This window comes from Roseinatronobacter ekhonensis (assembly GCF_900499075.1).
GTDB classification, from domain to species: Bacteria; Pseudomonadota; Alphaproteobacteria; order Rhodobacterales; family Rhodobacteraceae; genus Roseinatronobacter; species Roseinatronobacter ekhonensis.
This window is the reverse complement of the sequence record NZ_UIHC01000005.1, coordinates 114,275-138,774: the sequence shown is the minus strand read 5'-3', so window position 1 is coordinate 138,774 and position 24,500 is coordinate 114,275. Positions and strand designations below refer to the sequence as shown.

Below are 24,500 nucleotides of genomic sequence, written 5' to 3'. Positions count from 1 at the left end.
CTCAATCCAATTGAACGTCTTTGGGCGGTCTTGCACCATTATGTCACCCACAATCGCTACTACCGAAGTCAGAAGCAATTCGCCGACGCCATCCTTGCATTCATGCGTGAGACCATCCCGCAGGAATGGAAGAAATTCCGCGACAAGGTGTCAGATAACTTCCGCGTCATAACACACGAGAACTTTCGGGTTTTGGAGTAGAAGAAGTATAAAAAGCTTCGTCGCGGCGAAAAAATTACATCTGGCGAGCGCGAATTTATAGCAGATTGGCTGGAGAAGAAAATCAAGCTGAAAACAGGGCCGCCACCGCGTCTGCAATATCTAGATCAACTAGTTTTAGATGCTTACCTTATTATGACCGAGGTGCAGGGCATAAAGCGACTTTCGGTCATGGAAGAAATTGCGTCTAAAATAGGTGAAAGCCGCGCTAATGTGAAAAAGCGCATTGATCGTGCCGAAAGTTTGGATCACGGCACTAGGCGCGCAGCCTTTATGATGACCTTGCATATGGAGAAGGTTGCGGATGTAGTTCAACCGCATGAACCGCTGCTGTTCAGCCTGACCCGAGACAAGATAGAGGCAATGAGAAACGTGTTTATTGAATAACTCGTTTCGCAGGACCTTTTGCAAATGAACGAACATTGCTGAATTTAAGAGGTCGAAACCATAGCAAAGGAGTTTCGACCGATGACCAAAGCAGACCCGAAATCCGAATTCCTGACCGGGCCGCAGGTGCAGGCCCGCTACCAGAAATCAGCCGTGACGATCTGGCGCTGGGTGCGCGATGACGCGCTGGGCTTTCCTGCGCCTATCCAAATCAATCGCCTGAATTACTGGCGCTTGTCCGACCTTGAAGCATGGGAAGCCGCACAGGCCACCCAAGGGGAGGCCGCGTAATGGATTGGGAAAAGCAAGTGGTGCGCCGCACAATGCAGGGCGCAGGCGAGTTTCCCGGCGTCCAGCTTCAAATCCTGCTGCGCCGCCTTTAATCCTATCCCGAAGCCCTGCCAGCGATTGCCGATGCAGTAAACGACATGGGCGAATGGCACCGCAAACAGGCCGAAGAATTGCAAGCCGAGTTTCGCCGCCGCAATGGCAAGGGGGATTCGCTATGAGCAACCTACTCGAAACCCTTTCACCCGACGCCCGTGCCGAACTGGTCGCGATGACGCCTGACCAAGTGCATAATCTTGCCTTCGACGTGCATGTGCAGCGTATGCGCGACCGTCAGTCGGAATACCCGACCGACCCGGCGCAAGCGATTGCGGGCGCGTCCGGGCTACTGCGCAGCGCGATACAGATCGAAGTCGATGACCCGGTGCACCATGTGCTTTCAACGCTGGTGACGCTGCGCCTTGCCCTTATCGGGGGCGAAGGGGGCGACGACAATCTGGACCAGATCGACTTTCGCGCGCTGGTGTATTTTTTCGATGATGCGATCCGCATTTTGCACGACCATGACCGCCGCATAGCGGAAATGGCCGACCGGATGCGCCAAGTTTCTCACCCCATAAAAGAGTGAAACCCCGAACCGGCGGCAACGGTGCGAGGCTTCACAAATTTCAGGCATTGGACGGCTTGAATAGATAGAATAGCACGCGCCTTGCCGCTGGTCAAAACCAGAGGTTAGAGCAATGGAACAATATGTGCGCGGTATATACCGCGAAGAAACCTATCCCCTACCGCGCGGGCGTATCACCGCAATAGTGACACCTGATGGCGCTGCGACGCGGCTGGAACTGTTTTCTAACGGTCTGGTCGCAACCCGTCCGATGCGTGACTTCGCGCAAGCAGCACGCTGCGCCAAGGACATTGCCCAAGTCGCATGGGGGCGCGCTGATGATGTATGACTACCCTTGCCCCGAAACCCGGCAACGGGTGCGCCTTGGTTGGGCGCGGGGTCTGGCCTTCGCCCTGGGCGAATGTCACCCCGATGACGCAAGCGCGCTCTGCGCGGCCTATCTTGACGAGCGCGCGGCCGGGATGCCCGGCTTCGATCCTTGGCGCGATATCCGAGAAGATGCCCGGTTCTGGGCAGATTGTGCGCGCCCGGCAGAATTGCAGCACTATGCCTGCGCGGCGCTTCACAGGTTGCAGGGCGTGCCGATGGGGCTGGGCATGCGCAAGCGGCTTTTTGTGTCGATCTGGCGCAGCTTCACCGATGCCGACCGCCGCGCATTCCTTGCCAGACTCGGGACCGATGGACAGTTTCAGGGGGGCAGCGCATGAATTCGGATGATGCTTTTGCGAACGTGGCACCGCTACCGCCTATCAGCGCCTATGAAGAAGAACCCGGCCCGGCGGTTGAATTCACCCCAAGCCCTTTTGTCTGGTGTGACCCTGAAGAAATCCCGCCGCGCGAATGGCTTTTTGCAAAGCACCTGATCCGGGGTTTTGTGAGTGCCACAGTCGCGCCCGGCGGGTTGGGCAAGTCATCGCTTTTGCAAGTCGAAGCCTTGGCGATGGTTACAGGCCGCGACCTTATGGGGGATGCACCGCCAGAGCCGTTGCGGGTGTGGTGCTGGAATGGTGAAGATCCAGAGCACGAGCTGAAACGCCGCGTTGCCGCCGCCTGTCTGCACTATCAGATCACGTCAGACCAGATCGACAATCGCTTTATGCAGGATAGCGGGCGAGATGTGCCGATCACCATTGCCGCCCATGGCCCGAGCGGCGCGCAGGTCGCAATCCCGACGCGCGATGCGCTGGTGAAGGCGATAAAAGCGAGTCGCGTTGATGTGCTGGTGGTCGATCCGTTCGCCACTTCGCACGCGGTGCCAGAAAACGACAACGCCGCCATGAATGCGGTAATCGGTGCTTGGCGCGATATCGCCGCGATGACCAACTGCGCGATTGAACTGGTGCACCATGTGTCGAAAGCGGGCGCGCTCAATGGCGACGATCTGGGCATTTATGCCAGTCGGGGCGCGGGTGCGCTGATCGATGGCGTTCGGTCTGCCCGGTTCCTGACCCGAATGCGCATGGATGAGGCCGAACGGTTCGGCATAGAAGAACAAGACGCCGCGCGGCATTTCCGCGTCAACATGGGCAAGGCCAATCTTGCACCGCCTGACAAGGCCACATGGCGCAAGATGGTGCCGGTTCATCTGGGCAACGGTTCCGGCCTATGGCCCGAGGGCGATCATGTCGGCGTCGCAACTGTCTGGACGCCGCCTGATGCCTTCGAGGGCATGACCGCCCGCGACCTGATGCGTGTGCAACAAGCTATACAGGCCAACGACAACCCGCCAAAGCACAACGAACGCGCAACGGACTGGATAGGCTTCACCATTGGTGACAGCTTAGGGCTGGACCTTGGCCGCGACCTGAAAAAGCAAGAACGCACGACCGCGCAGAACATCGCACGCGCCAAGGTGCGACAGATTCTAAGCGGATGGTTGAAAAGTGGCGCGCTTGTTATCGAGACGAGCAAAGACGCAAGGACCGGGCGCGATATCAAGCTGGTGCATGTGGGTGAATGTGTTTCATCTGGCGACCTTTCCACAGTCAATTCGAGTGTGGTGAATGAGTGTGGTTGAGTGTGGAAATCTGGCGCTGGTGGGGGGCGCGTCTGACGCCACCACCACAGTCATTTCCTATTAGGGGCCTTGACCGTGGTGGGTGCATATCTGCAACAGTCTTGGGCGATGACTTGGCCATGACCTCGCGGCTTGCCATTGCGCCAATGGACCTTGACGACGCGGCTTGAGGCGGGCAGCTTCGCAGAATGGCTAAAGTTGGACGCGGTTTTTTAATGGCGCTGGGTGCGCTGGTTTGGGTTTGGGTGGCTTGGTATGTGTTCCTTGCGCCTGATGCTACGCCAGAACAAATTGCGGCCCGCGCCGAGCGTGACGCGGCGCGTGAATTTGGACGGTTCAAAAGTGAAGCGCAGGTCAAATGCAGCCTTGAAATTCAAAAAGGCTTAAATGACCCCGCCAGCGCCGAATGGGTGTCTAGGGTTGATTGGCCGGTTATAGACAGTGGCAGCTTTTACACCATCCGAGCGACTTATCGCGGGGCCAACTTGTTCGGCGCAACCGTGACCGAAACGCGCAATTGCCTTGCGACCCGGCGCGGCGATACTGCAACCATTATAGGGTTGGAATAACCCAAACCTGACAATTTGAAATGACGCCCCGCCAATGTGCGGGGCTTTTAAGTGAGAATCATGGGGGCAAATTTTGACCTTCGCGAGCCTGTTTTTCTGCACCAAGGCCGGTTTGGTTCCTGATATTGCCGCCAATGAACGGCAATGAAATAATGATTACAATGCTTTAAGCTGATAGTGTTTTATGACCTGCCCATATATCTGCCCTTAAATGGCTTATTATGACCAGAACAAGAAAGCGCATAGACCCGCCCTTGCCCCAAGCTGGCACGCGACGCGGCAACGGTGCGATTGCGCTGCAAGGTGTAGATGGTCGCAGCACAATGGCACGCCGCTTTCGAGAGATCACCGCCGGGATCGAAAGCGACCTCGGGGGCGATCTGACGGAAGCCCAAAAGCATATCACAGCGCGGGCCGCGACGCTGGCCTGCTGGTGCGAAGAACGCGAAACCGAACTGGCGCAGGGGCAGGACTTTGATGCGCTGCAATACTCGACAGTTTCCAATGCGCTGCGCCGCTTGCTTTCCGATCTTGGGCTGGAACGCAAGGCAAAGGATATCACGCCCGATCTGCACAGTTACATCGCAGCGAAAGGGCAGGCCAATGGGTGAGGGCCGCTATCTGGTGACTATCCGGCCCGGTCCGGTCTTGCATATCTGGCAGGACGGGCAAGAGGTTGCGCGCGTGCCCTTGTCCATACCAGCGGCAATAGGTTTGGCGCAGTCGATCCTTGCAGAAGTGAGGTTTTATTGATGGCCGTGACGATACTGGACGCGATGACCGATCCGGCCCTATTCGCTGACACGTTCGGTGGCGACAGTTTCAGCGCATGGCGCGCGCTTTTGGCGGGCTATTATGGCCTGCCCTTGGATGATGACGCCTTGCCGATCTGGCAAGAGGTCACAGGGCGCGCAGAGGCTTCGCAGGAAGCCCATGACGAACTTTGGCTCGTGGTTGGCAGGCGCGGGGGCAAGAGCCATGCAGCGGGCCTTGTGGCGACGTTTGAAGCGGCCTTCAAAGATCATCGCGACAAGCTGGCACCGGGCGAATGGGCGACGGTGCTGCTACTGGCGGCAGATCGACCGCAAGCGCGCACGCTCTTGCGCTATGTGCGCGGCATGTTCGAACACCCTTTGCTTGCCCCTCTTGTGCAGCGCCAGACCAGTGACGGGTTGGAACTGGTGAACCGGTGCGCAATCGAGATAGGCACCGCGTCACACAGATCGACGCGGGGCTACACTTTGGCGGCAGTCATCGCGGATGAAATCGCCTTTTGGCATTCCGATGGCGCGCGACCAGATGCAGAGATCATCGCGGCCTTGCGCCCGGCCTTGGCGACACTGGGCGGCAAGCTGGTGGCGTTGTCATCGCCCTATGCGCGGCGCGGTATGCTTTGGCAGACTTATCAGGGCCATTTCGGGCGTGACAGCCGGGTGCTGGTCGCGCAGGCACCGTCGCGCAGGATGAACCCGACCTTGCCGCAACGGATTATTGACGATGCGATGCGCGATGACAGTGCGCGGGCATGTGCTGAATATCTGGCGCAGTTTCGCAGCGATATTTCCAGCCTGATCGACCCTGCGCTGATCGAGCAAGCCACGCGACCCAAGCCCAAGGAACTGCCAGCCGCGCGGGGGCTGCACTATGTGGCGTTTACTGACCCGGCGGGCGGTGGGCAGGATGAATTCACTTTGGCAATCGGGCACCGCGAAGGCGACGCCGTGGTGCTGGATGCGGTGCGAGGTATGCGGGGAAGCCCTGCGCTAATCGCCAAGGAATTTGCCGACTTCATGGGCACCTATGGAATTCGCCGGGTGACTGGCGATCGATACGCGGGGCGGTGGCCGCGCGATGAATTCCAGAAATATGGGATAGCCTATGAGGTTTCGGAACTGGACCGCAACGGGCTTTATATCGAGCTTCTGGCTGCGATGAATTCGGGCAGTGTCGAGTTGCCGCCCGACCAGAAACTTGCGCGCCAAATGGCGGCGCTTGAGCGTCGCACCGGGCGCAGCGGGCGGGATCTGATCGACCACCCGCCCGGCGGGCATGATGACCTTGCCAACGCAGTGGCTGGGTTGGTGGCGTCGATCAAAAAACCCAAGCACACCACCAAGCAAATGGAACTTAGGCTTTAGGCAATCGAGAAAGGAAAGAGCATGAAATATTCGGGACCGATCAAAGCTATTCTGGAACGCGAATTGAAGCGGCTGGAAGGTAGGAACATGGACGCACCAACGCGCGTTGTCGGGGAAATCGGGCGATTGCACAGTGCAGTGCAATCGCTGGAAGCAATCGCATTGAACCGCAACCCGGCAGACAATGACGCCTTGCACATGAAAAAGACCCATGAGGCCGGGCAAAGGCTTGCCAAGTCGGCAAAAGCGATCCGTTCACAGGCAAATGAAATACTGAGCATACAAGGTGCGCGCCTTGGCGAAAAACTGCTACAGCGCACCGGGTTGCGACCGCCCGAGAATTTGGAGGCGATCATGCGACAATCTGAATTGCGCGCCGTTGTCCGGTCGATGGATAGCAAATCCCGGCATGAAATCTTGCAAGAGGCCGTGAAGGCTCAAGATGCTGACACCTTGAGTGCATTGTTCAACGCACCGGCGATTGTCACCGGGTTCGACCGGAAACTGCTTGGCGAAATGCGCCGCGCCTATGAATCCCAAGTGGCACCGGAGATCGTGCAAGAACTTGATGCCATGATCGAAGCCGATCACGCGTTGCAGGTTGTCGTGCGCAATGCTGAAACCGCAGCGACCCAATCGCAAGATGCACAGGCCATGGTCGCATTCGTCAAAGCAGAGGAAGCGGCCAAGGCGGCGCAAGAGAATTTCAGCGAATCCATGCAGTGACGTTTCCCACCGTATTGCAGCATTCTGACCGGGCCCTTGCGCCCGGTATTTTTTTCCGAAATTGCAGGATTTTTTAAGGGCAGATATAAGGGTGGAGCAGTAAACGCCCCCACCATTTTATCCAGTAAAATCATAGATTTATTGGGTAAAATGGTGGGCGACCCTGGAATCGAACCAGGCGTGGGTCTCCCCGGCGGAGTTACAGTCCGCTGCCGCACCTTGCAGCCCGTCGCCCTCTGCGCGGTGAATTACGCGAGGCGCTCAAAAGCGTCAAGGGCGGAAATGGGCCGGAATTTGAAAACACCGGTTTGCAGCCATTGCCCCTTGCGCAGAGCAAGCACCATGCGCAAAGCTTGCGCCCGAACAGCCAAATGGAGCGCGCGTGAAAAAACCAGTCTGGGTCATCGAAAAAGAAAAAGCCCGCCGCGAAGGGCGGCAGGACAGCGTTTGGCTGTTCGGGCTGCATGCGGTCCGCGATGCGCTTTTGAACCCGCACCGCACCAAGCTGACCCTGTTTCTGACCCGCAATGCCGAAAGCAAGCTGGCCGATGCGGTTGCGCAATCGGGTATAGACGCCGAGATCGTCGACCCGCGGAAATTTCCGGCGCCGCTGGATGCCGGCGCGGTGCATCAGGGCGCCGCCTTGGAAGTGCGCCCTCTGGATTGGGGGCGCGTACCAGAGATGTGCCGCCCGCAGGGACAGGACCTTGTCGTGCTGCTGGATCATGTTAGCGACCCGCACAATGTCGGCGCGATTCTGCGGTCCGCCGAGGTGTTCGGAGCCCGCGCGGTGATCGCCACGCAGCGCCATGCGGCCCCGGAAACCGGCGCGCTGGCAAAAACCGCCAGCGGTGCGCTGGAACGCCAGCCCTATCTGCGCGTGCGCAACCTGTCCGAAGACATGGTCGCGCTGCAACAGATGGGATACATCCTGATCGGGCTGGATGGTGAAGGCGATGTCGAGCTTGGCGCTGCCTTGGCCAGCCTGCCACCGGGCCCGGTCGGTCTTGTGCTGGGCGCAGAAGGACCGGGCCTGCGCGAAAAAACCCGCGCAACCTGTGATATCATGGCGCGTATTCCCGCCGCAGCCGCGTTCGGATCTCTGAATGTGTCGAATGCTGCGGCGGTTGCATTATACGCGGCGCGCGCGCAGCTAGGAGCAGCGGGATGAAACGGTTTGTCGCGATGGCCGGTTTGGCGCTGCTGGCGGGTTGCGCGTCGCTGAGCGAGGAAGAATGCCTGTCGGGCGATTGGGCTGGGATTGGCCAGCGTGACGGCGCAGCGGGGAAGGTGGCCGAGACGCAATTCGCCCGCCATGTCAAAGCCTGCGAGGCGACCGGCGTCACCCCGCAGCGTGCTGCATGGCAGGCAGGCTACGCGCAGGGTTTGCAAAGCTATTGCACCCCGTCATCAGGGTTGGATGCCGGTCTGGCAGGTCGCAACTACCGCAATGTATGCCCGGCCACGTCGGAGCCGGGCTTTCTACGCGGTTTCGAGATTGGCACAGCAGACCATAAGGCGCGCGCCGAGGTCAGCCGCATACAGCGCGAGATCGCGCGCTTGCAAGCGCGAAACCGTGAAATCATCGGCGTGATCGGAGACGATGGTGAAACCGACTTGAGATCGGAATTGTCCAACAACCAGTCAGAGATTTTGCGCCTACAGCTTGAACTTGGTTTCGCGCGTGCTGAAGCGGCACGCACGCGGCGCGCGGTTGTCGCGTTCAGGGCAAGGTGATCGGGGTATGATCTGCCATGGCCAACCGGCGCAACGCCAGCGGGTAAAGCTTATGCTCCATCGGTAGCACGCGCGCCGCCAAGGTTTCGGCCGTGTCGCCGGGCAGGATCGGCACGCGAGCCTGCCCAAGGATCGGACCGTCATCCAGCGCGGCAGTCACTTTGTGCACGGTGCAACCGGCCTCTGTGTCGCCTGCCTCTATCGCGCGGGCATGCGTGTTCAAACCCTTGTATTTTGGCAAAAGCGAGGGGTGGATATTCAGTATTTGCCCTTCGAACCGGCCAACGAAATCGGGGGTGAGCACCCGCATGAATCCCGCGAGCGCGATGATGTCGGGCTGTGCCGTCAAAAGCGGTTCCAGAAGTGCAGCTTCGAACGCCGTGCGGTCCCCTTTGTAGGGCCGGTGGTCAATTGCCGCAGTCGGGATGCCCATAGCCCGTGCGCGCGCCAACCCGCCCGCATTCGGGTCATTTGCCAGCACCATGCAGGGTCGCGCAGGGTGGTCGCCTGTCATCGACTCCGCAAGGGCCACCATGTTGGACCCCGATCCAGAGATCAGGATGGCAACCTTCATGCCAGCGCGCCGGTATAGCGGATGTCCGCACCCTCGGTCACATGGCCCAAGGTGCAGACGCGTTCGCCTGCGTCGGTGAGCAGTCCGGTCAGGTCGGCTGCTCTTTCAGGCGCGACCACCAGAACCATGCCGATGCCTGCATTGAAGGTTTTCAGCATCTCGGCCTGCGCGATGCCCCCTTCGCGCGCCAGCCACGCGAAAACCGGGGGCAGGGACCATGCGCCAAGATCAATCTCTGCGCCCAAGCCGTCGGGCAAAATGCGCGGCAGGTTTTCGGTCAGGCCGCCACCGGTGATATGGGCCAGCCCGTGCACGCCGCCTGCGCGGATCGCGGCCAGTGCGGGTTTGACATACAGCCGCGTTGGCGCCAGCAGTGCCGCGCCCAAGCTGCCCTCTGCAAAGGGCGCGGGCGCATCCCATGCCAGACCGGCCTGCTCGACCACCTTGCGCACGAGGCTGTAGCCATTCGAGTGCACCCCGTCCGAGGCCAGCCCCAGCAGCACATCGCCCGCCGCGACATCGGCAGGGAGTGCTGTACCACGTTCCATCGCGCCGACGGCGAAGCCTGCCAAGTCGAAATCCTCTGCCGCATACATGCCCGGCATTTCTGCCGTTTCGCCGCCAATCAGCGCGCAGCCTGACTGTGTGCAGCCCTCTGCGATGCCATTTATGATCCGCGTGGCAGCGGGCACGTCCAGCTTGCCGGTGGCGAAATAGTCCAGAAAAAACAACGGCTCTGCACCTTGGCAAACAAGATCGTTCACACACATCGCCACAAGGTCGATGCCTATTGTGTCCAGATGCCCCGTGTCGATGGCGATGCGCAGTTTGGTGCCCACCCCGTCGGTCGCGGCAACGAGAATCGGATCGCTATAGCCCGCGCCTTTCAGGTCGAACAAAGCGCCAAAGCCGCCCAGACCTGCCATCACACCGGGGCGTGTGGTGGCTTTTGCCGCGGGTTTGATCGCTTCGACCAAGGCATTGCCCGCGTCAATGTCCACGCCCGCTGCCGCGTAGCTTAGCCCGTTCTTGCCATCCGACATCTGCGCGCACTCCTGAATTGCAGAATTGAGGGGGCGATAGCGCGTTTCCCGGCGCAGGGCAACAGAGCAGGTCTTGACGGCGCGACACCAAGGCCCATATCACATATAAATAAGTGAATACGAAGGATGCGATCATGCCAGATACAACACCAAGCCCCGTTGTTCGGGCCTTTTTCGACCGCCCGACGGGCAGTCTGCAATATGTTTTCCATGACCCTGCCACCATGCGCGCCGCGATTGTGGACCCGGTCTGGAACTACTACCCCGAAGCAGGGGCGGTCAGCACGCATAGCGCCGATGAGATTCTGGCCTATATCGCCGCAGAGGGCCTGACGGTGGACTGGATTCTGGATACCCATCCCCATGCCGACCATTTCAGCGCCGGGCCGTATCTGAAGGAAAAGCTGGGCGCACCGCATGGCATTGGCGACAAGGTCACGGGTGTCCAGACGCTATGGCAAGAGATGTATCACTTGCCTGACCTGCCCACCGATGGCCGCCAATGGGACCGGCTGTTCGCCGCGGGCGATACCTTTATGGTCGGCAATATTCCGGTGTCGGTCATGTTCTCGCCCGGTCACACGCTGGCGTCGATCACCTATGTCGCGGGCGATGCAGCCTTTGTGCATGACACGCTGATGATGCCTGCGTCCGGCACCAGCCGCGCTGATTTTCCGGGCGGTAGCGCAGAGGATCTGTGGAATTCCATCCGCGCGATTCTGGCGCTGCCACGCGACACGCGCCTGTATATCGGCCATGATTACCCGGCAACAGGCGCTGCGCCGCAATACATGGCCACGGTGGCCGAGCATCGCTTAACCAATAAGCACGTCAAGGATGGGATCGCCAAGGCGGAGTTCATCGCGACCCGTGCCGCGCGGGATGAAACCCTGAAATTGCCCGCGCGGATGCTGGAAGCGCTTCAGGTCAATATCCGCGGGGGGCGCTTGCCCGAGCCAGAGGCGGACGGCCAGAGCTATCTGAAAAAGCCAATCGGCCGGTTCGATCCGCGCTGATCAACCGTTCTTGACGCGCGCGTGCAATCTGCGTAGCAGGTGCATCGGCGGGCCTGTAGCTCAATTGGTTAGAGCAGAGCGCTCATAACGCTTTGGTTGGGGGTTCGAGTCCCTCCGGGCCTACCATCCCGCCCAGTATCCAACCCGCAGCATTTGCCCCGAGTTTGGGTGAGTTTGACATGAATTCCCAAAGCCACAGCTTTGAGCTGTCGCATAATTTGGGGGCAAGTGGTGCGGGCGGCGGGACTTGAACCCGCACGAGCCAGGCTCGAGCGATTTTAAGTCGCTTGTGTCTACCATTCCACCACGCCCGCACGCGCCCTTTCCTAGGCGATGGCCGCGCGAACGCAAGCCGTTTTTGTCCGGCGACCGGCGTTGGTGCTTGCGTCGGCCCGATGCACTTAATGGCTGGCCTTCGCACGCGCCTCCCGACGGCGAGTTGCGCGCAGTTTTGCCACGCTCTGCAAATCGGCGGCTTGGTCGCTTTCGTCGACAATCTCTGCACCGAGTAGTGTTTCGATGACATCTTCCATCGTCACCAGGCCAGCGGTCCCGCCATATTCGTCCTCAACCAGTGCGATATGTGCTTCTGTCTCCATGAGCAGATCGAAAAGCGTATCAAGATCGGTTTCCGCCGGAATACGCTGAATGTCGCGGGTGAAGTCCGCCACGGTCTGGTCTGTGCTTTCACGCAGACCGGCCAGAAACAGATCACGGGTCAGCACGAAGCCCCGGACATCATCAATATTCTCGCCGGTGACGATGAAGCGAGAGACAGGGAACGACTCTCGTTCGTGGACGACAGCACCGACGGTTGCATCGGCTGCCAGATGCTCGATCACGGTGCGCGGCGTCATGATCTCGTTGGCCGCGATTTCGGGCAGGCGGAACAGGTTGGTCACGACGCGCGTTTCGTCCTCTTCGACCACGCCCATTCGCTGGCCTGCGGTTGTCATAGCCGTAATCTCGTGGCGCGAGACTTCGGCATGGCGTGCGCCGCCCGTCAGCAGCCGTGTGATCGCCTGACTCATCCAGACCAGCGGCAACTGGATCAGGATCAGCCACGGCAGCACCCGCACCGCGAATGGCGCCAGACCGCGCCAGTAGGTTGCGCCAAGTGTTTTCGGGATAATCTCTGACAGAATGAGAATACCGAACGTCAGCACCGCAGAGAATATGCCCACGCCGGTATCATCGAACACCACAGCCGCTTGCGCGCCCGCGCCCGTGGCCCCGACCGTATGAGCAATGGTGTTGAGCGACAGGATCGCGGCAAGCGGTCGTTCGACATCGGCGCGCAATGCCCTCAGCTTCTGGGCAAAGCGGGGTTTCTCTGTCTCCGCAGCCTCTACGAAAGAGGGCGTGATGGACAATAGAACCGCCTCGAGGATAGAACACAGGAACGACACGCCGATGGCAAGCACCACGAACAAGATCAACAAGGTCATCGGGGCGTCCTTTGGTTGCGCAACTCAATGGTCCAGTATCGTATCTTGGGCGCCGTTCCAAGGACCGCAACGGGGGGAAATATGCCGCAGGACTGAAACCGTCGGCATGCAGAATAGCGCGCGGCAAGTCACAGACACAAACAGGGCATTTGTCGATTTCGTATCGCGGAAATTGCAGCGCCTGTCAGCGTGTCAGCAAAATAGCAGACACGGGCACCACGGCGACCTGATCAATGCGCCCGTCGCTGCGCCACATTTCCAGCGCTTCCAATGTCGCATCGTTGGTGGCATCGCCGAAGACGATCACCTCGCCGATCTGGCTGGCCTGAAAGACGGCGCGGTCCAGATAGCGGCGGATGGTGAAGGGGCTTTGGTCTTCGTCATCCAAGACGCGGAACACCTCTGCATGGGGCACGCCCGCATTCTGCGCCGAGCTGGCCACACGCGACAAGCCCCCCGCGAAACTGACCAACCCGTGCCCGTCGCGTGCGAGTAGCGGCAGCACGTCGTTGGTCAGGTTGGCGTTGCGCGCAAAGCCGCCGCGCGGCAGGTCCAGCACGCCAACGGCTTGGGGCAAGGCGTCGAACCACGCGCCAAAGGTCACATCGAGATCCGTTGCGCGCGCGCCATTGGGCAGACCATTGGCCAGGATCAGCACATCTTTCCCGGCCTCGCGGTATATGTCGGCGGCTTGTGGCGCGCTTGGGTCCATCGGGTTCAGGGCGATTGTCACGGGCAGTTCCAGCGCCGCAAGCGACCGGCGCAAGGGCGTGGGCAAACCGGGGTCATTCAGAACCACGGCCATCAGCGGCGCGCCGGTGAGCGTGCCGTCAAAGCTGCTATTGCGCTCCAATGCGGTCTGGGGGGCGTCCTCTGTTGTGTCATCGGGCGAAACTGGTTCGACTTGGGTCGCGGACTGGCCGGGCAGGCCGGTCACGCGCCTGCCGGGCAAGCGCGGCTCGTCTGACGGTGTGTCGTCGGCGGCTGAAGCGACTTCGTTTTCGGCGTTCGGTTCCGGCGCGCGCGGCGTCTCTGGCAATGCGCTGTTGCGCGGTGGAACCGGCTGACCCGGCAACCCGCCCGGCGCGGGCCGAAGCACGGGGTCGGGCAGGCGGGGCGTGTCTTCACCCGTCAAAGCCTCCAGCGTTTCGGGCTGCGCGCTGTCCTCTGGCGGCAATTCGGGCGGCGCCGCAGAGCTTTCGGGCGCATCATTTTCTGGCGCAGGCTCTGGTGCGTCGGCCGGCATGGCGTCTTCGGGCGGCGCGGCCATGTCCAAAGGCTCTGCCTGGTTTTGCGGCATTGGTGCTGGAGCGTCGGGTTCCCCCGTCACCGGCGTCTGAGGGTCCGACGCGGGCGGCTGTGGCGTCGCCTCTGGCAAGGCGGCTTCTTCGACCATAGGCTGTTGAGCCGTATCCGGCGGGGCGATGACCACGCTCGCGCCAAAGCCGAACACCGCCAGCGCACTGCCTGCAAGAACGCCTGTCAGACCGCTCAGCCGTATCATGCCACCTCTGCCATTTCCTTCCATTTCACAAATGTTTCCCATAATCGCCCCGCCCATGCAAATGGATTGGCGCGCACCGGCTTGACCTTGCCGGTGCAGGATGGGCATGTAAGGCCAGAATTCGCCCATGCGATCGGGAAAGGTGCTGCCATGCTGCTGCTGATAGATAACTACGACAGCTTCACCTACAATCTGGTGCATTATTTCGGGGAACTGGGCGCTGATGTCGCCGTGCACCGCAATGATGCGCTGGATGTGCAGGCGGCGATGGCATTGAACCCGTCCGCGATTGTTCTGTCGCCGGGACCGTGTGATCCCGATCAGGCGGGGATTTGCCTGCCGCTGACATTGGCCGCCGCCGAAGCTGGTATTCCGCTTCTTGGCGTCTGCCTTGGCCATCAGACCATCGGGCAGGCCTTTGGCGGCCGCGTGGTGCGCGCGCCGTCGATCGTGCATGGCAAGCTGGGCGCGATGCATCATGCGGGCCAAGGCGTGTTCGCCGGTCTGCCCTCGCCGCTCATGGCCACGCGGTATCATTCGCTGGTGGTGGACCGCGACAGCCTGCCCGACTGTCTGGAGGTCACAAGCTGGCTGGAAGACGGGCTGATCATGGGGCTGCGCCACCGCGAATTGCCGGTCGAGGGCGTGCAGTTCCACCCAGAGAGCATCCGCTCTCAGCACGGTCACGCCATGTTGCGCAACTTTCTGGACCGTACACAGGTGGCGGCATGATGAATGATCTCAAACCGCTGATCGCCTTGGCCGCAGAGGGGCCATTGACCCGCGCGCAGGCTGAATCTGCGTTCAATCTGCTGTTCGAGGGGCAGGCGACGCCTGCGCAGATGGGCGGCTTTCTGATGGCGCTGCGCACGCGCGGCGAGGTGGTTGATGAATACGCCGCCGCCGCCAGCGTGATGCGCGCCAAATGCCTGCCGGTGCGCGCGCCATCGGGCGCGATGGACATCGTCGGCACCGGCGGCGACGGCAAGGGCACGCTGAACATCTCGACCGCGACGGCCTTCGTGGTCGCGGGCGCGGGCGTGGCGGTGGCCAAGCACGGCAACCGCAACCTGTCGTCCAAATCGGGCGCGGCGGATGCGCTGGGCGCTTTGGGCATTGATGTGATGGTCGGCCCCGATGTGGTCGAGCGCGGGCTGGCAGAGGCGGGCATCGGCTTCATGATGGCGCCCATGCACCACCCTGCCATGCGCCATGTCGGGCCGATCCGCATGGAATTGGGCACCCGCACCATTTTCAATATTCTTGGTCCGCTGACCAACCCTGCGGGGGTCAAGCGGCAGTTGACGGGCGCGTTCTCGCCTGCATTGTTGCGCCCGATGGCCGAAACCCTGCGCGCGCTTGGGTCCGACCGCGCTTGGCTTGTGCATGGCGGCGATGGCACCGATGAGCTGTCGATTGCCGCACCCTCTGAAGTGGTCGCTTTGGAAAATGGCGAATTGCGCGCCTTCACCCTGCGCCCGGATGAAGCTGGACTGCCCGTGCATCCGTTCGAGGATCTGATCGGCGGCAGCCCCGAGCAGAACGCGCAGGAACTGTCGGCGCTGCTGGAGGGCGAAGGGCGCCCGGCTTACCGTGATGCGGTGTTGCTGAACGCCGCCGCGGCCTTGGTGGTTGCGGACAAAGCGACAACCTTGCCGGAAGGGGTGGAAATGGCGCGCATGAGCATCGAAAGCGGCGCGGCGATGGGCGCGGTGCAGGCCTTGGCCCGCATCAGCCCCGCCAAAACCTGAACGAAGGAGCGGACATGTCCGATATTCTGGACAAGATCAAAGCGTACAAGCTGGAAGAGATCGCCCATCGCAAGGCCGTGCGCCCCACCTCGCAGGTCGAAGCGGCGGCGAAAGCGGCCAGCGCCCCGCGTGGCTTTGCAGCGGCCCTGCGCGCGGCAGAGGCCACCGGCTACGGGCTGATTGCCGAGATCAAGAAAGCCAGCCCGTCCAAGGGTTTGATCCGCCCTGATTTCGACCCGCCTGCACTGGCCCGAGCCTATGCAAAAGGCGGCGCAACCTGCTTGAGCGTGCTGACGGATACGCCCAGCTTTCAGGGTGCAGACGATTTTCTTGTGCAAGCGCGTGCAGCCTGCGATCTGCCCGCGCTGCGCAAGGATTTCATCTATGACACCTACCAAGTGGCCGAAGCCCGCGCGCTGAATGCCGACTGTATCCTGATCATCATGGCCTCGGTCAGCGATGCGCAGGCGGCAGAGCTGGAGGACGCGGCCATTGACTGGGGCATGGACGTTCTGATCGAAGTGCATGATGCCGCCGAATTGGAGCGCGCTTTGCGTCTGAAATCCCCGCTTCTGGGCATAAACAACCGCAATCTCAAAACCTTCGAGGTCACGCTGGAGACCACGCGCGCACTGGCCCCGATGGTGCCGGATGACCGCCTGCTGGTCTGTGAAAGCGGGCTCTTTACCCCGGCCGACCTTGCCGAGATGGCCCGCATCGGCGCGCGCAGCTTCCTGATTGGCGAAAGCCTGATGCGGCAGGATGACGTGGCGGGCGCGACCGCCACGCTATTGGCCAATCCTGTCATGGCAGAGGTCTGACATGGCCAAGCTGACCCATTTCGATGATCAAGGCCATGCGCATATGGTCGATGTGTCCGACAAGGACGTGACCGCGCGGATGGCTGTGGCCACCAGCGCCGTGCAGATGCAGCCCGAAACCTTGGCGCTTGTCACAGAGAAACGCGCCAAGAAGGGCGATGTTCTTGGCGTGGCGCGGCTTGCGGGTATCATGGGTGCGAAGCGCTGCGCCGAGCTGATCCCGCTGTGCCATCCGTTGCCCATCAGCAAGGTCGCGGTCGATCTGATGGTGGATGAAACCCTACCCGGCATTCGTATCCGCGCCGAGGTGCGCACCACCGGCCAGACCGGGGTCGAGATGGAAGCACTGACAGCGGCTTCGGTTGCCGCGCTGACGGTATACGATATGCTCAAGGCCGCCGAGAAATCCATGCGCATAATCGACACTCAAGTGGTGCTGAAAGACGGCGGCAAATCGGGCCGCTATGAGGCTGGCGCATGATCACTGTCGAAGAGGCTCTGGCACAGGTTTTTGCCCTGACCGACCCGATGCCGACCGAGGATGTGGCGCTGGCCCATGCGGCGGGTCGGGTGTTGCGTGCGCCAGTGCGCGCCAAGCGCGACCAGCCGCCCTTCGCTGCATCCGCCATGGATGGCTACGCGGTCGCGGGGCCGGTTGCCGGGGGCCAGAGCTTTGCCGTGATCGGCGAAGCGGCGGCAGGGCATGCCTTCGACGGGCGTGTCAGCACGGGTCAGGCCGTGCGCATTTTCACCGGCGCGCCTGTGCCCGAGGGCGCGACCCATGTTGTCATTCAGGAAGATGTGGCGCGCGATGGCGACACGATCATACTGCTGGACAGTCTGGGCGACGGGCCGAACATCCGCCCGCAAGGACAGGACTTTCGTGCGGGCGACCAGCTCAGTGCACCGCGCCGCTTGCGCGGGGTCGATCTGGGGCTGATCGCGTCGATGAACTGTGCGGACGTGACCGTATCGCGCCGCCCCGATGTGGCGATCATTGCCACCGGCGATGAGTTGGTGATGCCCGGTGAAAACCCCCGCGCCGACCAGATCATCGCATCGAATGCTTTTGCGCTCAAAGCCATGGCAGAGGCAGAGGGCGCGACCGCCCGCATTCTGCCCATCGCCCGCGACACAGAAGCCAGCTTGCGCACCGTGTTCGATCTGGCCCAAGGCGCGGATATGATCGTGACCATAGGTGGTGCATCGGTCGGGGATCACGACCTTGTCGGGCCGGTGGCCGATGCGCTGGGGGCCGAGCGCGCCTTCTACAAGGTTGCGCTGCGCCCCGGCAAACCGCTAATGGCGGGGCGGCTGGGGCGGGCCATGCTGCTGGGGCTACCAGGCAACCCCGTCTCCTCCATAGTGTGCGCGCATCTGTTCATGCGTCCCGCCTTGCGGGCCTTGCAAGGGCTTGGCCAATACCCGCTGCCCACCGCAAGCGCCGCGCTGGCGTGCGATCTGCCCCAAAATGGCCCGCGCGCGCATTACATGCGGGCGACGCTTGGCCCCGGGCGCAGCATAGAGCCGGTTCCCAGTCAGGATAGCGCGCTACTATCGCTTCTTGCGCAAGCCAACGCGCTGCTGGTGCGCCCGGCCCATGACGGGCCGCGCCGAGAGGGTGAACAAATGCGGTATATCGCGCTTGACCTGTGACGTGAACAGAGTTAGAACATAGATTGGATGGGTCACGTCGAAAGGCAGCTAAATGCTGACACGCAAGCAGATCGAATTGCTAAAACTTATCCATACGCGGATGGAAAAAGACGGTGTTGCGCCGTCATTTGACGAGATGAAAGACGCGCTCGACCTGCGCTCGAAATCCGGCATCCACCGGCTGATAACGGCACTGGAAGAGCGCGGCTTTATCCGGCGCCTGCCGCACCGGGCCCGCGCCATCGAAGTGCTGAAATTGCCCGATGCGCTGGGCAAAACAGGGTTCGAAGCACAGGTCATTGATGGCGGTGGTTCGTCCAAGCCGGCACAGCCGGTGCAGGCCATGCCGGTCGAAGCGGCGTCTTTGACCCTGCCGGTCATGGGCCGCATTGCCGCAGGCACCCCGATCGAAGCAATCAGCGAACCCATGCGCGATATTGCCGTTCCAGGTGCAATGCTCTCGGGGCGCGGTGAGCATTACGCGCTGGAAGTGCAGGGCGACTCGATGATTGACCTTGGCATCAACGATGGCGACATCGTTGTGATCCGTGAGCAGACGACAGCCGATAATGGCGATATCGTCGTCGCCTTGGTTGATGATCTGGAAGCGACGCTGAAACGGTTCCGCAAGCAGGAAGGCATGATCGCGCTGGAAGCGGCGAACCCTGCCTATGAAACCCGCTTGCTGCCAGCATCGCGGGTGAAGGTGCAGGGGCGTCTTGTCGGCTTGATCCGGTCATACTAGCAAGCGTGGCACGAGCCGATGTTTATTGCACTGGCTGCGGGAATGCTGGCATTGCAATGACTTGGCGTCTTTGCTGGACGCGCGGTCAGGCGTTGGCTGCGGCGCGGCCAGCATATCCGATCAGACCAGCATCTCTTTTGTCGCCGTCAGTTTCACATCGGGATAGTCGCGCGCCACGCGGTCGATATCCCATTGTAAACGCGTCATAAAGACAGGGTCACCGTCACTGTCGGTTGCCATATGTTGCTTATTGGCCGCAGCGAAGGCATCGACAGCGGCCTGACTGCCCTGAACCCAACGGGCTGACGTGAATTGAGACGGCTCGAACCGCACGGGCAATCCGTATTCCATCTCGATGCGGCTTGCCAAAACCTCGAATTGCAACTGGCCGACCACGCCTACGACAAACCCTGACCCGAAGGCGGGTTTGAACACCTTGGCCGCCCCTTCCTCGGCGAATTGCAACAGTGCCTTGTCCAGATGCTTTGCCTTTAGCGGGTCACCCGCGCGGCAGGCTTGCAGCAATTCAGGCGCGAAAGACGGGATGCCGGTAAAACGGAGCGCCTCGCCTTCGGTTAGCGCGTCGCCAATGCGCAACTGGCCGTGGTTCGGGATGCCGATAATGTCGCCAGCCCACGCCTCTTCTGTCACTTCTCGGTCGGCGGCCAGAAACAGCACCGGGTTCGCCACTGCCATCTGTTTCTTCGAGCGGACATGCAGCAACTTCATGCCACGCTCGAAATGTCCCGAGGCCAGCCGTACGAACGCCACCCGGTCGCGGTGCTTCGGGTCCATATTCGCCTGGACCTTGAACACAAAGCCCGTGACTTTGCTTTCCTCTGGTGCAACCTGACGGCTTTCAGCCCGCAAAATTTGTGGCTGCGGAGCATAAGCGGCGATCCCCTCCATCAACTCTTTCACCCCGAAGGAATTGATCGCAGAGCCAAACCAAATTGGCGAAAGGTGCCCTTCCAGAACCGATTGCGGGTCCAACGCAGGCAGCAATTCGCGCGCCATCGCGACCTCTTCGCGCAACTGTTCCAGTTGCGCAGCGGGGATGTGTTTTTCCATCAGCGGGTCGTCCAGCCCGTTCAGAACCACGCTTTCACCGCGTTTGTTGCGGTCTGCGCGGTCCATCAATTCCAGCCGGTCGTTGATTAGGTCGTAGCAGCCTAGGAAATCCGACCCGACGCCGATGGGCCAGCTTGCAGGCGTGACATCAATCGCAAGGTTTTGTTGGATTTCGTCAATAATATCGAACGTGTCGCGGCTTTCCCGGTCCATTTTGTTGCAAAAGGTCAGGATGGGCAGGTCGCGCAGGCGGCAAACCTCGAACAGTTTGCGGGTCTGGCTTTCGACGCCTTTCGCCCCGTCAATCACCATGATCGCGGCATCCACGGCGGTCAGGGTGCGGTAGGTATCCTCGGAGAAATCCGAGTGGCCGGGCGTATCGACCAGATTGTAGCGATACTTGGCGAAATCGAAGGACATCGCAGAGGCCGAAACCGAAATACCACGATCCTTTTCCATCTGCATGAAATCGGATCGCGTGCGCCGCGCTTCGCCCTTGGCGCGCACCTGGCCCGCCATCTGGATCGCGCCGCCGAACAGAAGGAATTTCTCGGTCAGCGTGGTTTTGCCCGCATCAGGGTGCGAGATGATTGCAAAGGTGCGGCGCCGCGCAATCTCGGACGGCAATTCGGGGCGATTTGTGTTTTGGTCCAGCATGCCCCGCGCATAGCGTGGCCCGCGTGCCAAGACAAGCACCCGCGCGAAAGGCCCTTTCGCACGCGCCGGGGTCGGTCTATGACGGAGCCATGTTGAAAACCCGTGTCATACCCTGTCTGGACGTGGCCGATGGCCGTGTTGTCAAAGGCGTCAATTTCGTGGACCTGCGCGATGCGGGCGACCCGGTGGAAGCCGCGCGCGCCTATGATGTGGCGGGTGCGGATGAGCTGTGCTTTCTGGATATTCACGCCACGCATGAAAACCGGGGCACGATGTTCGATCTGGTCACGCGCACGGCAGAGCAATGCTTCATGCCGCTGACCGTGGGCGGGGGCGTGCGCACGTCTGAGGATGTGCGCGCTTTGCTGTTGGCGGGGGCGGATAAGGTCAGTTTCAATTCCGCGGCCGTGGCCGACCCCGATGTGGTGGCCCGTGCGGCGGACCGGTTCGGCAGCCAGTGCATTGTTGTGGCGATTGATGCCAAGACCGTCAGCCCCGGTAAGTGGGAGATTTTCACCCATGGAGGGCGCAAGCCGACAGGGATTGATGCGGTGGAGTTTGCCCGCACTGTTGCGGCGAAGGGGGCAGGGGAAATCCTGCTGACCAGCATGGACCGCGATGGAACGCGCGCAGGTTTCAACCTGCCGCTGACCCGCGCAATTGTCGACGCGGTGGCCGTGCCGGTCATAGCCTCTGGCGGGGTGGGGAACTTGGACCATCTGGTCGAGGGTGTGACGGTTGGCGGCGCAAGCGCAGTTCTGGCCGCGAGCATATTCCATTTCGGCGAATTCACCATCGGGCAGGCCAAGGACCACATGGCCGCTGCCGGTATCCCGATGAGGTTGTCATGAGCGCGTTGGACCGGTTGGCCGCGACCATCGCGGCGCGCAAGGGCGCTGACCCCGACGGGTCATGGACGGCAAAGCTGCTGGCGAAGGGGCCGGAAAAATGCGCCGAGAAATTCGGCGAAGAGGCGGTTGAAGCCGTAATCGAAGCCGTGAAGGGCGACCGCACGCGCCTGACCGCTGAAGCGGCGGATGTGCTGTATCATCTGCTGGTGATGTGCGCCGCGCGGGACGTGAGCTTGGCAGAGATCGAGGCCGAATTGTCCCGCCGCGAGGGCCAGTCCGGGCTGGACGAAAAGGCTGCGCGCAAGAGCTGACTTGCCATCGCCCCGGCGCGCGCGTAAACCGCTCACATGTTAACTAAATGGGGCGGGCCGGCGCATGACCGACTGGCTGTTATCGCTGGTGGGCACGCCAGAGGGCGCGCGGCTGGCCACGGTGCTTGCGCTGGTCTCTGCGGTGTCGCACGCCGCATTCGGCGCGTTGCAAAAGGGTGCGCATGACCCTTGGTTGACGCGGGGCGCGATAGATGGGGCGACGGTGGCTTTGTCGCTGCCGCTTGTCGCGTTCTGGGCCGGACTGCCCTCGCCCGAGATGTGGCCTGTCCTGCTCAGCGTGGTCGCAGTTCATTTCTTTTACAAGCTGACCATGGCGCTGGCCTACGAGCGCGCTGCCTATACGGTGGTTTACCCCGTGGTGCGCGGCACTGGGCCGATTGTGACGGTGCTGGCCGCGATGGCCGTCTTTGGCGAAAGCTATGGTCCAGTGCAATGGCTGGGCGTCGGGCTGCTGTCCGGTGGTATCTTGCTGCTGGCGCTGCGCAATCTTTCGGAAGAGACGCTGGACCTGCGGGCGCTGAAACTGGGCTTGCTCTGGGCCATGGCGGGCGGCGCGCTGGTCGCGGCCTACACCACCTATGACGCTTGGGCGATCCGGCTGTCGGGCGATCCGTTGCGGTTTCTGGTGTGGTTCTTCCTGTTCAGCTCTATTGATTTCGCTTTGATCGGCCTGTGGCGTTACCGTCATATGCCCAACGCGCCTGCCCCATGGCCGCTGGCCTTGCGCGGGCTGGCGGGCGGCATGATCGCCTATGTCAGCTTCGGCGGTGTAATGCTCGCCACGTTGGTTGGCCGCGTAGGCGAATCTGCGGTGCTGCGCGAAACCTCGACCGTGTTTGCGGCGCTGATCGGCTGGTTCATCCTGAAGGAACGCGTCGGCCCGCGCAAACTGGCGCTGATGGTGATGATCGCGATGGGCGCGGTGCTGGTGCAACTGGGCGGGCGTTAAGGGTCAGAACCGCTCGGCGCGCAGAACTTGCGCATCGGTCACACAGACCACGCCGATATGCCGTTTCACGACGCTGAAGGCTGCATCCAGCAATTGGTCCAGCTTTTCGGGCCGGACAAGGCAGACCACTTGCACCATGCCGGTGCCACGGCTGACTTGGCCCTCACGGCTCCATGTGCCGGACCGGCCAGAGCCGCCCTGCACTGGCAGCACCGACCACCCTGTGACATCGGCTTTTTCCAAGGCATCGGTCAGGCGGTTGAGCATGACCTGTTCAATGGTGATTTCGACCCGTTTGGCGAGATGTGTCTGCATGTCAGGATCCTACAAGGGTTTGGGCGATCGTCAGGTAGAGCGGAATTCCCAGCACAAGGTTGAACGGGAATGTCACGGCAAGCGAGAGGGTCAGGTAAATTGACGGGTTGGCCTGCGGCACCGCGACCCGCATTGCAGCTGGAACGGCGATATAGGACGCAGATGCCGAGAGTGTCATCAACAGCATCGTGCCCCCTGTCGAAAGCCCTATCACAAGGGCTGCGATTAGTCCCGCCGCCGCCCCGATCAGCGGCATAAGCAGGCCGAATGCGATTGCGCCGCGATCCAGCACGCCGGCCTGTCGCAAGCCACGGCCCGCGATCAGACCCATGTCCAGCAGGAAGATGCACAACACCCCCTGAAACGGCGAGACGATGAAAGATTCGATCCGCGCCAGCCCGTCGGAGCCCGTTGCAATGCCGATGGCGAAGGCGCCAAGCAGCAGCACAATGGAGCCGTTCAGCAAGATTTCGCGCCACAGGTCTGCGCTCATATCCGTTTCGTCCGAGCCTTTCGAGATCAGCCACAGCGCGGCAAGGATCGCCGGTGCCTCCATTGCGGCAGCGACGGCGACCATGTAGCCTTCGGATGATATGCCCGCGTCCACCAAAACCGTGGTCGCAGCCACAAATGTCACGATAGAAATAGAGCCATAATGCCCCGCGACAGCCGCCGCATCTGTCCGCGACATGCCCGACAGAACGCGCAGAACAACGAACCCGATCAGCGGCAAGATGAAAGACAGAACCACGCCCGCGAGCAGACTTAACCCAAGTGTCAGGTCAATCCCGTGTTCGGCAAGGCTTACGCCGCCCTTGAAGCCGATGGCGAACAGAAGATAGATTGAAATGCCCTTTGCCACGGCTTCGGGCACGGACAGGTCCGAGCGTGCCAAAGCCGCGCCGACGCCCAATACGAATGACAAAACGATGGGCGACAAAAGATTGGCGAGCGCCAAGTCGAGCATCTGGCAGGCCCTTTCACAACACGATGGTGTGAAGGGGTACGACATTCACCGTTCGGTCACAATGTCTCTGGTTGCCCTGCCTGCCATTCGG

Annotated in this window: 30 protein-coding genes, 3 tRNA genes and 1 pseudogene; 25 read left to right on the top strand and 9 right to left on the bottom strand. The window is 61.3% G+C overall.

What is annotated here, in order from left to right; genetic code table 11:
• The 12 genes and pseudogenes from ROE7235_RS04170 to ROE7235_RS04120 all read left to right on the top strand — a co-directional run.
• A pseudogene (locus tag ROE7235_RS04170) lies at positions 1 to 201 on the top strand (IS630 family transposase); the annotation flags it as partial.
• Between the two features lie 153 nt (positions 202 to 354).
• Positions 355 to 606 carry a hypothetical protein gene (locus ROE7235_RS04165; RefSeq protein WP_121093398.1) on the top strand — a complete coding sequence of 84 codons (252 nt, stop codon included), beginning with the start codon at positions 355 to 357 and terminating at the stop codon, positions 604 to 606.
• An 81-nt stretch (positions 607 to 687) separates the two neighbouring features.
• Complete coding sequence (locus tag ROE7235_RS04160; RefSeq protein ID WP_121093397.1) at positions 688 to 897, top strand: helix-turn-helix transcriptional regulator; 210 nt, start codon at positions 688 to 690, stop codon at positions 895 to 897.
• Between the two features lie 214 nt (positions 898 to 1,111).
• Complete coding sequence (locus tag ROE7235_RS04155; RefSeq protein ID WP_121093396.1) at positions 1,112 to 1,522, top strand: hypothetical protein; 411 nt, start codon at positions 1,112 to 1,114, stop codon at positions 1,520 to 1,522.
• Positions 1,523 to 1,634: 112 nt separating this feature from the next.
• Positions 1,635 to 1,850 (top strand): hypothetical protein, encoded by a 216-nt coding sequence (locus ROE7235_RS04150; RefSeq protein WP_121093395.1) that lies wholly within the window; start codon positions 1,635 to 1,637, stop codon positions 1,848 to 1,850.
• Entirely contained in the window at positions 1,840 to 2,229 is a 390-nt protein-coding gene (locus tag ROE7235_RS04145; RefSeq protein WP_147434166.1) for a hypothetical protein, read from the top strand. The genes ROE7235_RS04150 and ROE7235_RS04145 overlap by 11 nt, the downstream gene beginning before the upstream one ends.
• The gene (locus tag ROE7235_RS04140) at positions 2,226 to 3,539 is read left to right on the top strand and encodes a helicase RepA family protein (RefSeq protein ID WP_121093393.1); all 1,314 of its coding nucleotides are present in this window, start codon (positions 2,226 to 2,228) and stop codon (positions 3,537 to 3,539) included. The genes ROE7235_RS04145 and ROE7235_RS04140 overlap by 4 nt, the downstream gene beginning before the upstream one ends.
• A 188-nt stretch (positions 3,540 to 3,727) precedes the next feature.
• Positions 3,728 to 4,108: a hypothetical protein gene (locus ROE7235_RS04135; RefSeq protein WP_147434165.1), complete on the top strand. Its 381-nt coding sequence runs from the start codon at positions 3,728 to 3,730 to the stop codon at positions 4,106 to 4,108.
• A gap of 221 nt (positions 4,109 to 4,329) precedes the next feature.
• Positions 4,330 to 4,719, top strand: coding sequence for a hypothetical protein (locus tag ROE7235_RS04130; RefSeq protein WP_121093391.1), 390 nt, complete (start codon positions 4,330 to 4,332; stop codon positions 4,717 to 4,719).
• Complete coding sequence (locus tag ROE7235_RS20090; protein ID WP_183073315.1) at positions 4,712 to 4,861, top strand: hypothetical protein; 150 nt, start codon at positions 4,712 to 4,714, stop codon at positions 4,859 to 4,861. Before ROE7235_RS04130 ends, ROE7235_RS20090 begins: the two co-directional genes overlap by 8 nt.
• A complete protein-coding gene (locus ROE7235_RS04125; protein WP_121093390.1) occupies positions 4,861 to 6,246 on the top strand; it encodes a terminase large subunit domain-containing protein in 1,386 nt (461 codons plus the stop codon). The genes ROE7235_RS20090 and ROE7235_RS04125 overlap by 1 nt, the downstream gene beginning before the upstream one ends.
• Positions 6,247 to 6,267: 21 nt before the next feature.
• Complete coding sequence (locus ROE7235_RS04120) at positions 6,268 to 6,972, top strand: hypothetical protein (RefSeq protein ID WP_121093389.1); 705 nt, start codon at positions 6,268 to 6,270, stop codon at positions 6,970 to 6,972.
• A gap of 151 nt (positions 6,973 to 7,123) precedes the next feature.
• Here the strand turns inward: ROE7235_RS04120 and ROE7235_RS20085 are convergent.
• Positions 7,124 to 7,207 (bottom strand) — tRNA-Tyr (locus tag ROE7235_RS20085).
• A 147-nt stretch (positions 7,208 to 7,354) separates the two neighbouring features.
• Between ROE7235_RS20085 and rlmB the strand changes: the two genes are divergently transcribed.
• On the top strand, positions 7,355 to 8,143 hold the full coding sequence (gene rlmB, locus ROE7235_RS04115; protein WP_121093388.1) for a 23S rRNA (guanosine(2251)-2'-O)-methyltransferase RlmB: 789 nt from the start codon (positions 7,355 to 7,357) through the stop codon (positions 8,141 to 8,143).
• Positions 8,140 to 8,709, top strand: a complete 570-nt coding sequence (locus tag ROE7235_RS04110; protein ID WP_121093387.1) for a DUF2799 domain-containing protein — start codon at positions 8,140 to 8,142, stop codon at positions 8,707 to 8,709. Before rlmB ends, ROE7235_RS04110 begins: the two co-directional genes overlap by 4 nt.
• On the opposite strand, the gene purN is transcribed toward ROE7235_RS04110, so the two are convergent.
• Both purN and purM read right to left on the bottom strand, forming a co-directional pair.
• Positions 8,696 to 9,283 (bottom strand): phosphoribosylglycinamide formyltransferase, encoded by a 588-nt coding sequence (gene purN / locus ROE7235_RS04105; protein WP_121093386.1) that lies wholly within the window; start codon positions 9,281 to 9,283, stop codon positions 8,696 to 8,698. The two genes, ROE7235_RS04110 and purN, sit on opposite strands and share 14 nt — an antisense overlap.
• Positions 9,280 to 10,326: a phosphoribosylformylglycinamidine cyclo-ligase gene (purM, locus tag ROE7235_RS04100; RefSeq protein ID WP_121093385.1), complete on the bottom strand. Its 1,047-nt coding sequence runs from the start codon at positions 10,324 to 10,326 to the stop codon at positions 9,280 to 9,282. The genes purN and purM overlap by 4 nt, the downstream gene beginning before the upstream one ends.
• Positions 10,327 to 10,460: 134 nt before the next feature.
• Between purM and ROE7235_RS04095 the strand changes: the two genes are divergently transcribed.
• Together ROE7235_RS04095 and ROE7235_RS04090 are read left to right on the top strand one after the other, a co-directional pair.
• Positions 10,461 to 11,342, top strand: coding sequence for an MBL fold metallo-hydrolase (locus ROE7235_RS04095; protein WP_121093384.1), 882 nt, complete (start codon positions 10,461 to 10,463; stop codon positions 11,340 to 11,342).
• 49 nt (positions 11,343 to 11,391) lie between these two features.
• Positions 11,392 to 11,468 (top strand) — tRNA-Ile (locus ROE7235_RS04090).
• Between the two features lie 103 nt (positions 11,469 to 11,571).
• On the opposite strand, the gene ROE7235_RS04085 is transcribed toward ROE7235_RS04090, so the two are convergent.
• From ROE7235_RS04085 to ROE7235_RS04075, 3 genes are all read right to left on the bottom strand, one after another.
• Positions 11,572 to 11,656 (bottom strand) — tRNA-Leu (locus ROE7235_RS04085).
• 87 nt (positions 11,657 to 11,743) lie between these two features.
• On the bottom strand, positions 11,744 to 12,790 hold the full coding sequence (locus ROE7235_RS04080; RefSeq protein ID WP_121093383.1) for a CNNM domain-containing protein: 1,047 nt from the start codon (positions 12,788 to 12,790) through the stop codon (positions 11,744 to 11,746).
• Between the two features lie 184 nt (positions 12,791 to 12,974).
• A complete protein-coding gene (locus ROE7235_RS04075) occupies positions 12,975 to 14,294 on the bottom strand; it encodes a divergent polysaccharide deacetylase family protein (RefSeq protein ID WP_183073313.1) in 1,320 nt (439 codons plus the stop codon).
• Positions 14,295 to 14,444: 150 nt separating this feature from the next.
• Between ROE7235_RS04075 and ROE7235_RS04070 the strand changes: the two genes are divergently transcribed.
• From ROE7235_RS04070 to lexA, 6 genes are read left to right on the top strand one after another with little or no spacing between them, the layout of a single operon-like run.
• Positions 14,445 to 15,026 carry an anthranilate synthase component II gene (locus tag ROE7235_RS04070; protein ID WP_121093422.1) on the top strand — a complete coding sequence of 194 codons (582 nt, stop codon included), beginning with the start codon at positions 14,445 to 14,447 and terminating at the stop codon, positions 15,024 to 15,026.
• Complete coding sequence (gene trpD, locus ROE7235_RS04065; protein ID WP_121093381.1) at positions 15,023 to 16,045, top strand: anthranilate phosphoribosyltransferase; 1,023 nt, start codon at positions 15,023 to 15,025, stop codon at positions 16,043 to 16,045. Before ROE7235_RS04070 ends, trpD begins: the two co-directional genes overlap by 4 nt.
• Before the next feature lie 14 nt (positions 16,046 to 16,059).
• Entirely contained in the window at positions 16,060 to 16,866 is an 807-nt protein-coding gene (gene trpC / locus ROE7235_RS04060) for an indole-3-glycerol phosphate synthase TrpC (RefSeq protein WP_121093380.1), read from the top strand.
• A gap of 1 nt (position 16,867) precedes the next feature.
• Positions 16,868 to 17,347 (top strand): cyclic pyranopterin monophosphate synthase MoaC, encoded by a 480-nt coding sequence (gene moaC / locus ROE7235_RS04055; RefSeq protein ID WP_121093379.1) that lies wholly within the window; start codon positions 16,868 to 16,870, stop codon positions 17,345 to 17,347.
• Positions 17,344 to 18,522 (top strand): molybdopterin molybdotransferase MoeA, encoded by a 1,179-nt coding sequence (locus tag ROE7235_RS04050; RefSeq protein WP_121093378.1) that lies wholly within the window; start codon positions 17,344 to 17,346, stop codon positions 18,520 to 18,522. The genes moaC and ROE7235_RS04050 overlap by 4 nt, the downstream gene beginning before the upstream one ends.
• A 52-nt stretch (positions 18,523 to 18,574) precedes the next feature.
• Positions 18,575 to 19,267, top strand: a complete 693-nt coding sequence (gene lexA, locus ROE7235_RS04045) for a transcriptional repressor LexA (protein ID WP_121093377.1) — start codon at positions 18,575 to 18,577, stop codon at positions 19,265 to 19,267.
• Positions 19,268 to 19,387: 120 nt separating this feature from the next.
• Here the strand turns inward: lexA and ROE7235_RS04040 are convergent, their stop codons facing one another.
• Positions 19,388 to 20,995: a peptide chain release factor 3 gene (locus ROE7235_RS04040; RefSeq protein WP_121093421.1), complete on the bottom strand. Its 1,608-nt coding sequence runs from the start codon at positions 20,993 to 20,995 to the stop codon at positions 19,388 to 19,390.
• Positions 20,996 to 21,084: 89 nt separating this feature from the next.
• Between ROE7235_RS04040 and hisF the strand changes: the two genes are divergently transcribed.
• The 3 genes from hisF (at position 21,085) to ROE7235_RS04025 (ending at position 23,127) form a co-directional block, all read left to right on the top strand.
• On the top strand, positions 21,085 to 21,846 hold the full coding sequence (gene hisF, locus ROE7235_RS04035; RefSeq protein WP_121093376.1) for an imidazole glycerol phosphate synthase subunit HisF: 762 nt from the start codon (positions 21,085 to 21,087) through the stop codon (positions 21,844 to 21,846).
• Positions 21,843 to 22,157 carry a phosphoribosyl-ATP diphosphatase gene (locus tag ROE7235_RS04030; protein WP_121093375.1) on the top strand — a complete coding sequence of 105 codons (315 nt, stop codon included), beginning with the start codon at positions 21,843 to 21,845 and terminating at the stop codon, positions 22,155 to 22,157. The genes hisF and ROE7235_RS04030 overlap by 4 nt, the downstream gene beginning before the upstream one ends.
• Before the next feature lie 64 nt (positions 22,158 to 22,221).
• A complete protein-coding gene (locus ROE7235_RS04025) occupies positions 22,222 to 23,127 on the top strand; it encodes an EamA family transporter (RefSeq protein ID WP_121093374.1) in 906 nt (301 codons plus the stop codon).
• Between the two features lie 3 nt (positions 23,128 to 23,130).
• Here the strand turns inward: ROE7235_RS04025 and ROE7235_RS04020 are convergent, their stop codons facing one another.
• Entirely contained in the window at positions 23,131 to 23,442 is a 312-nt protein-coding gene (locus ROE7235_RS04020; RefSeq protein ID WP_121093373.1) for a P-II family nitrogen regulator, read from the bottom strand.
• 1 nt (position 23,443) lies between these two features.
• The gene (locus ROE7235_RS04015) at positions 23,444 to 24,409 is read right to left on the bottom strand and encodes a sodium-dependent bicarbonate transport family permease (protein WP_121093372.1); all 966 of its coding nucleotides are present in this window, start codon (positions 24,407 to 24,409) and stop codon (positions 23,444 to 23,446) included.
• Between the last annotated feature and the right edge of the window lie 91 nt (positions 24,410 to 24,500).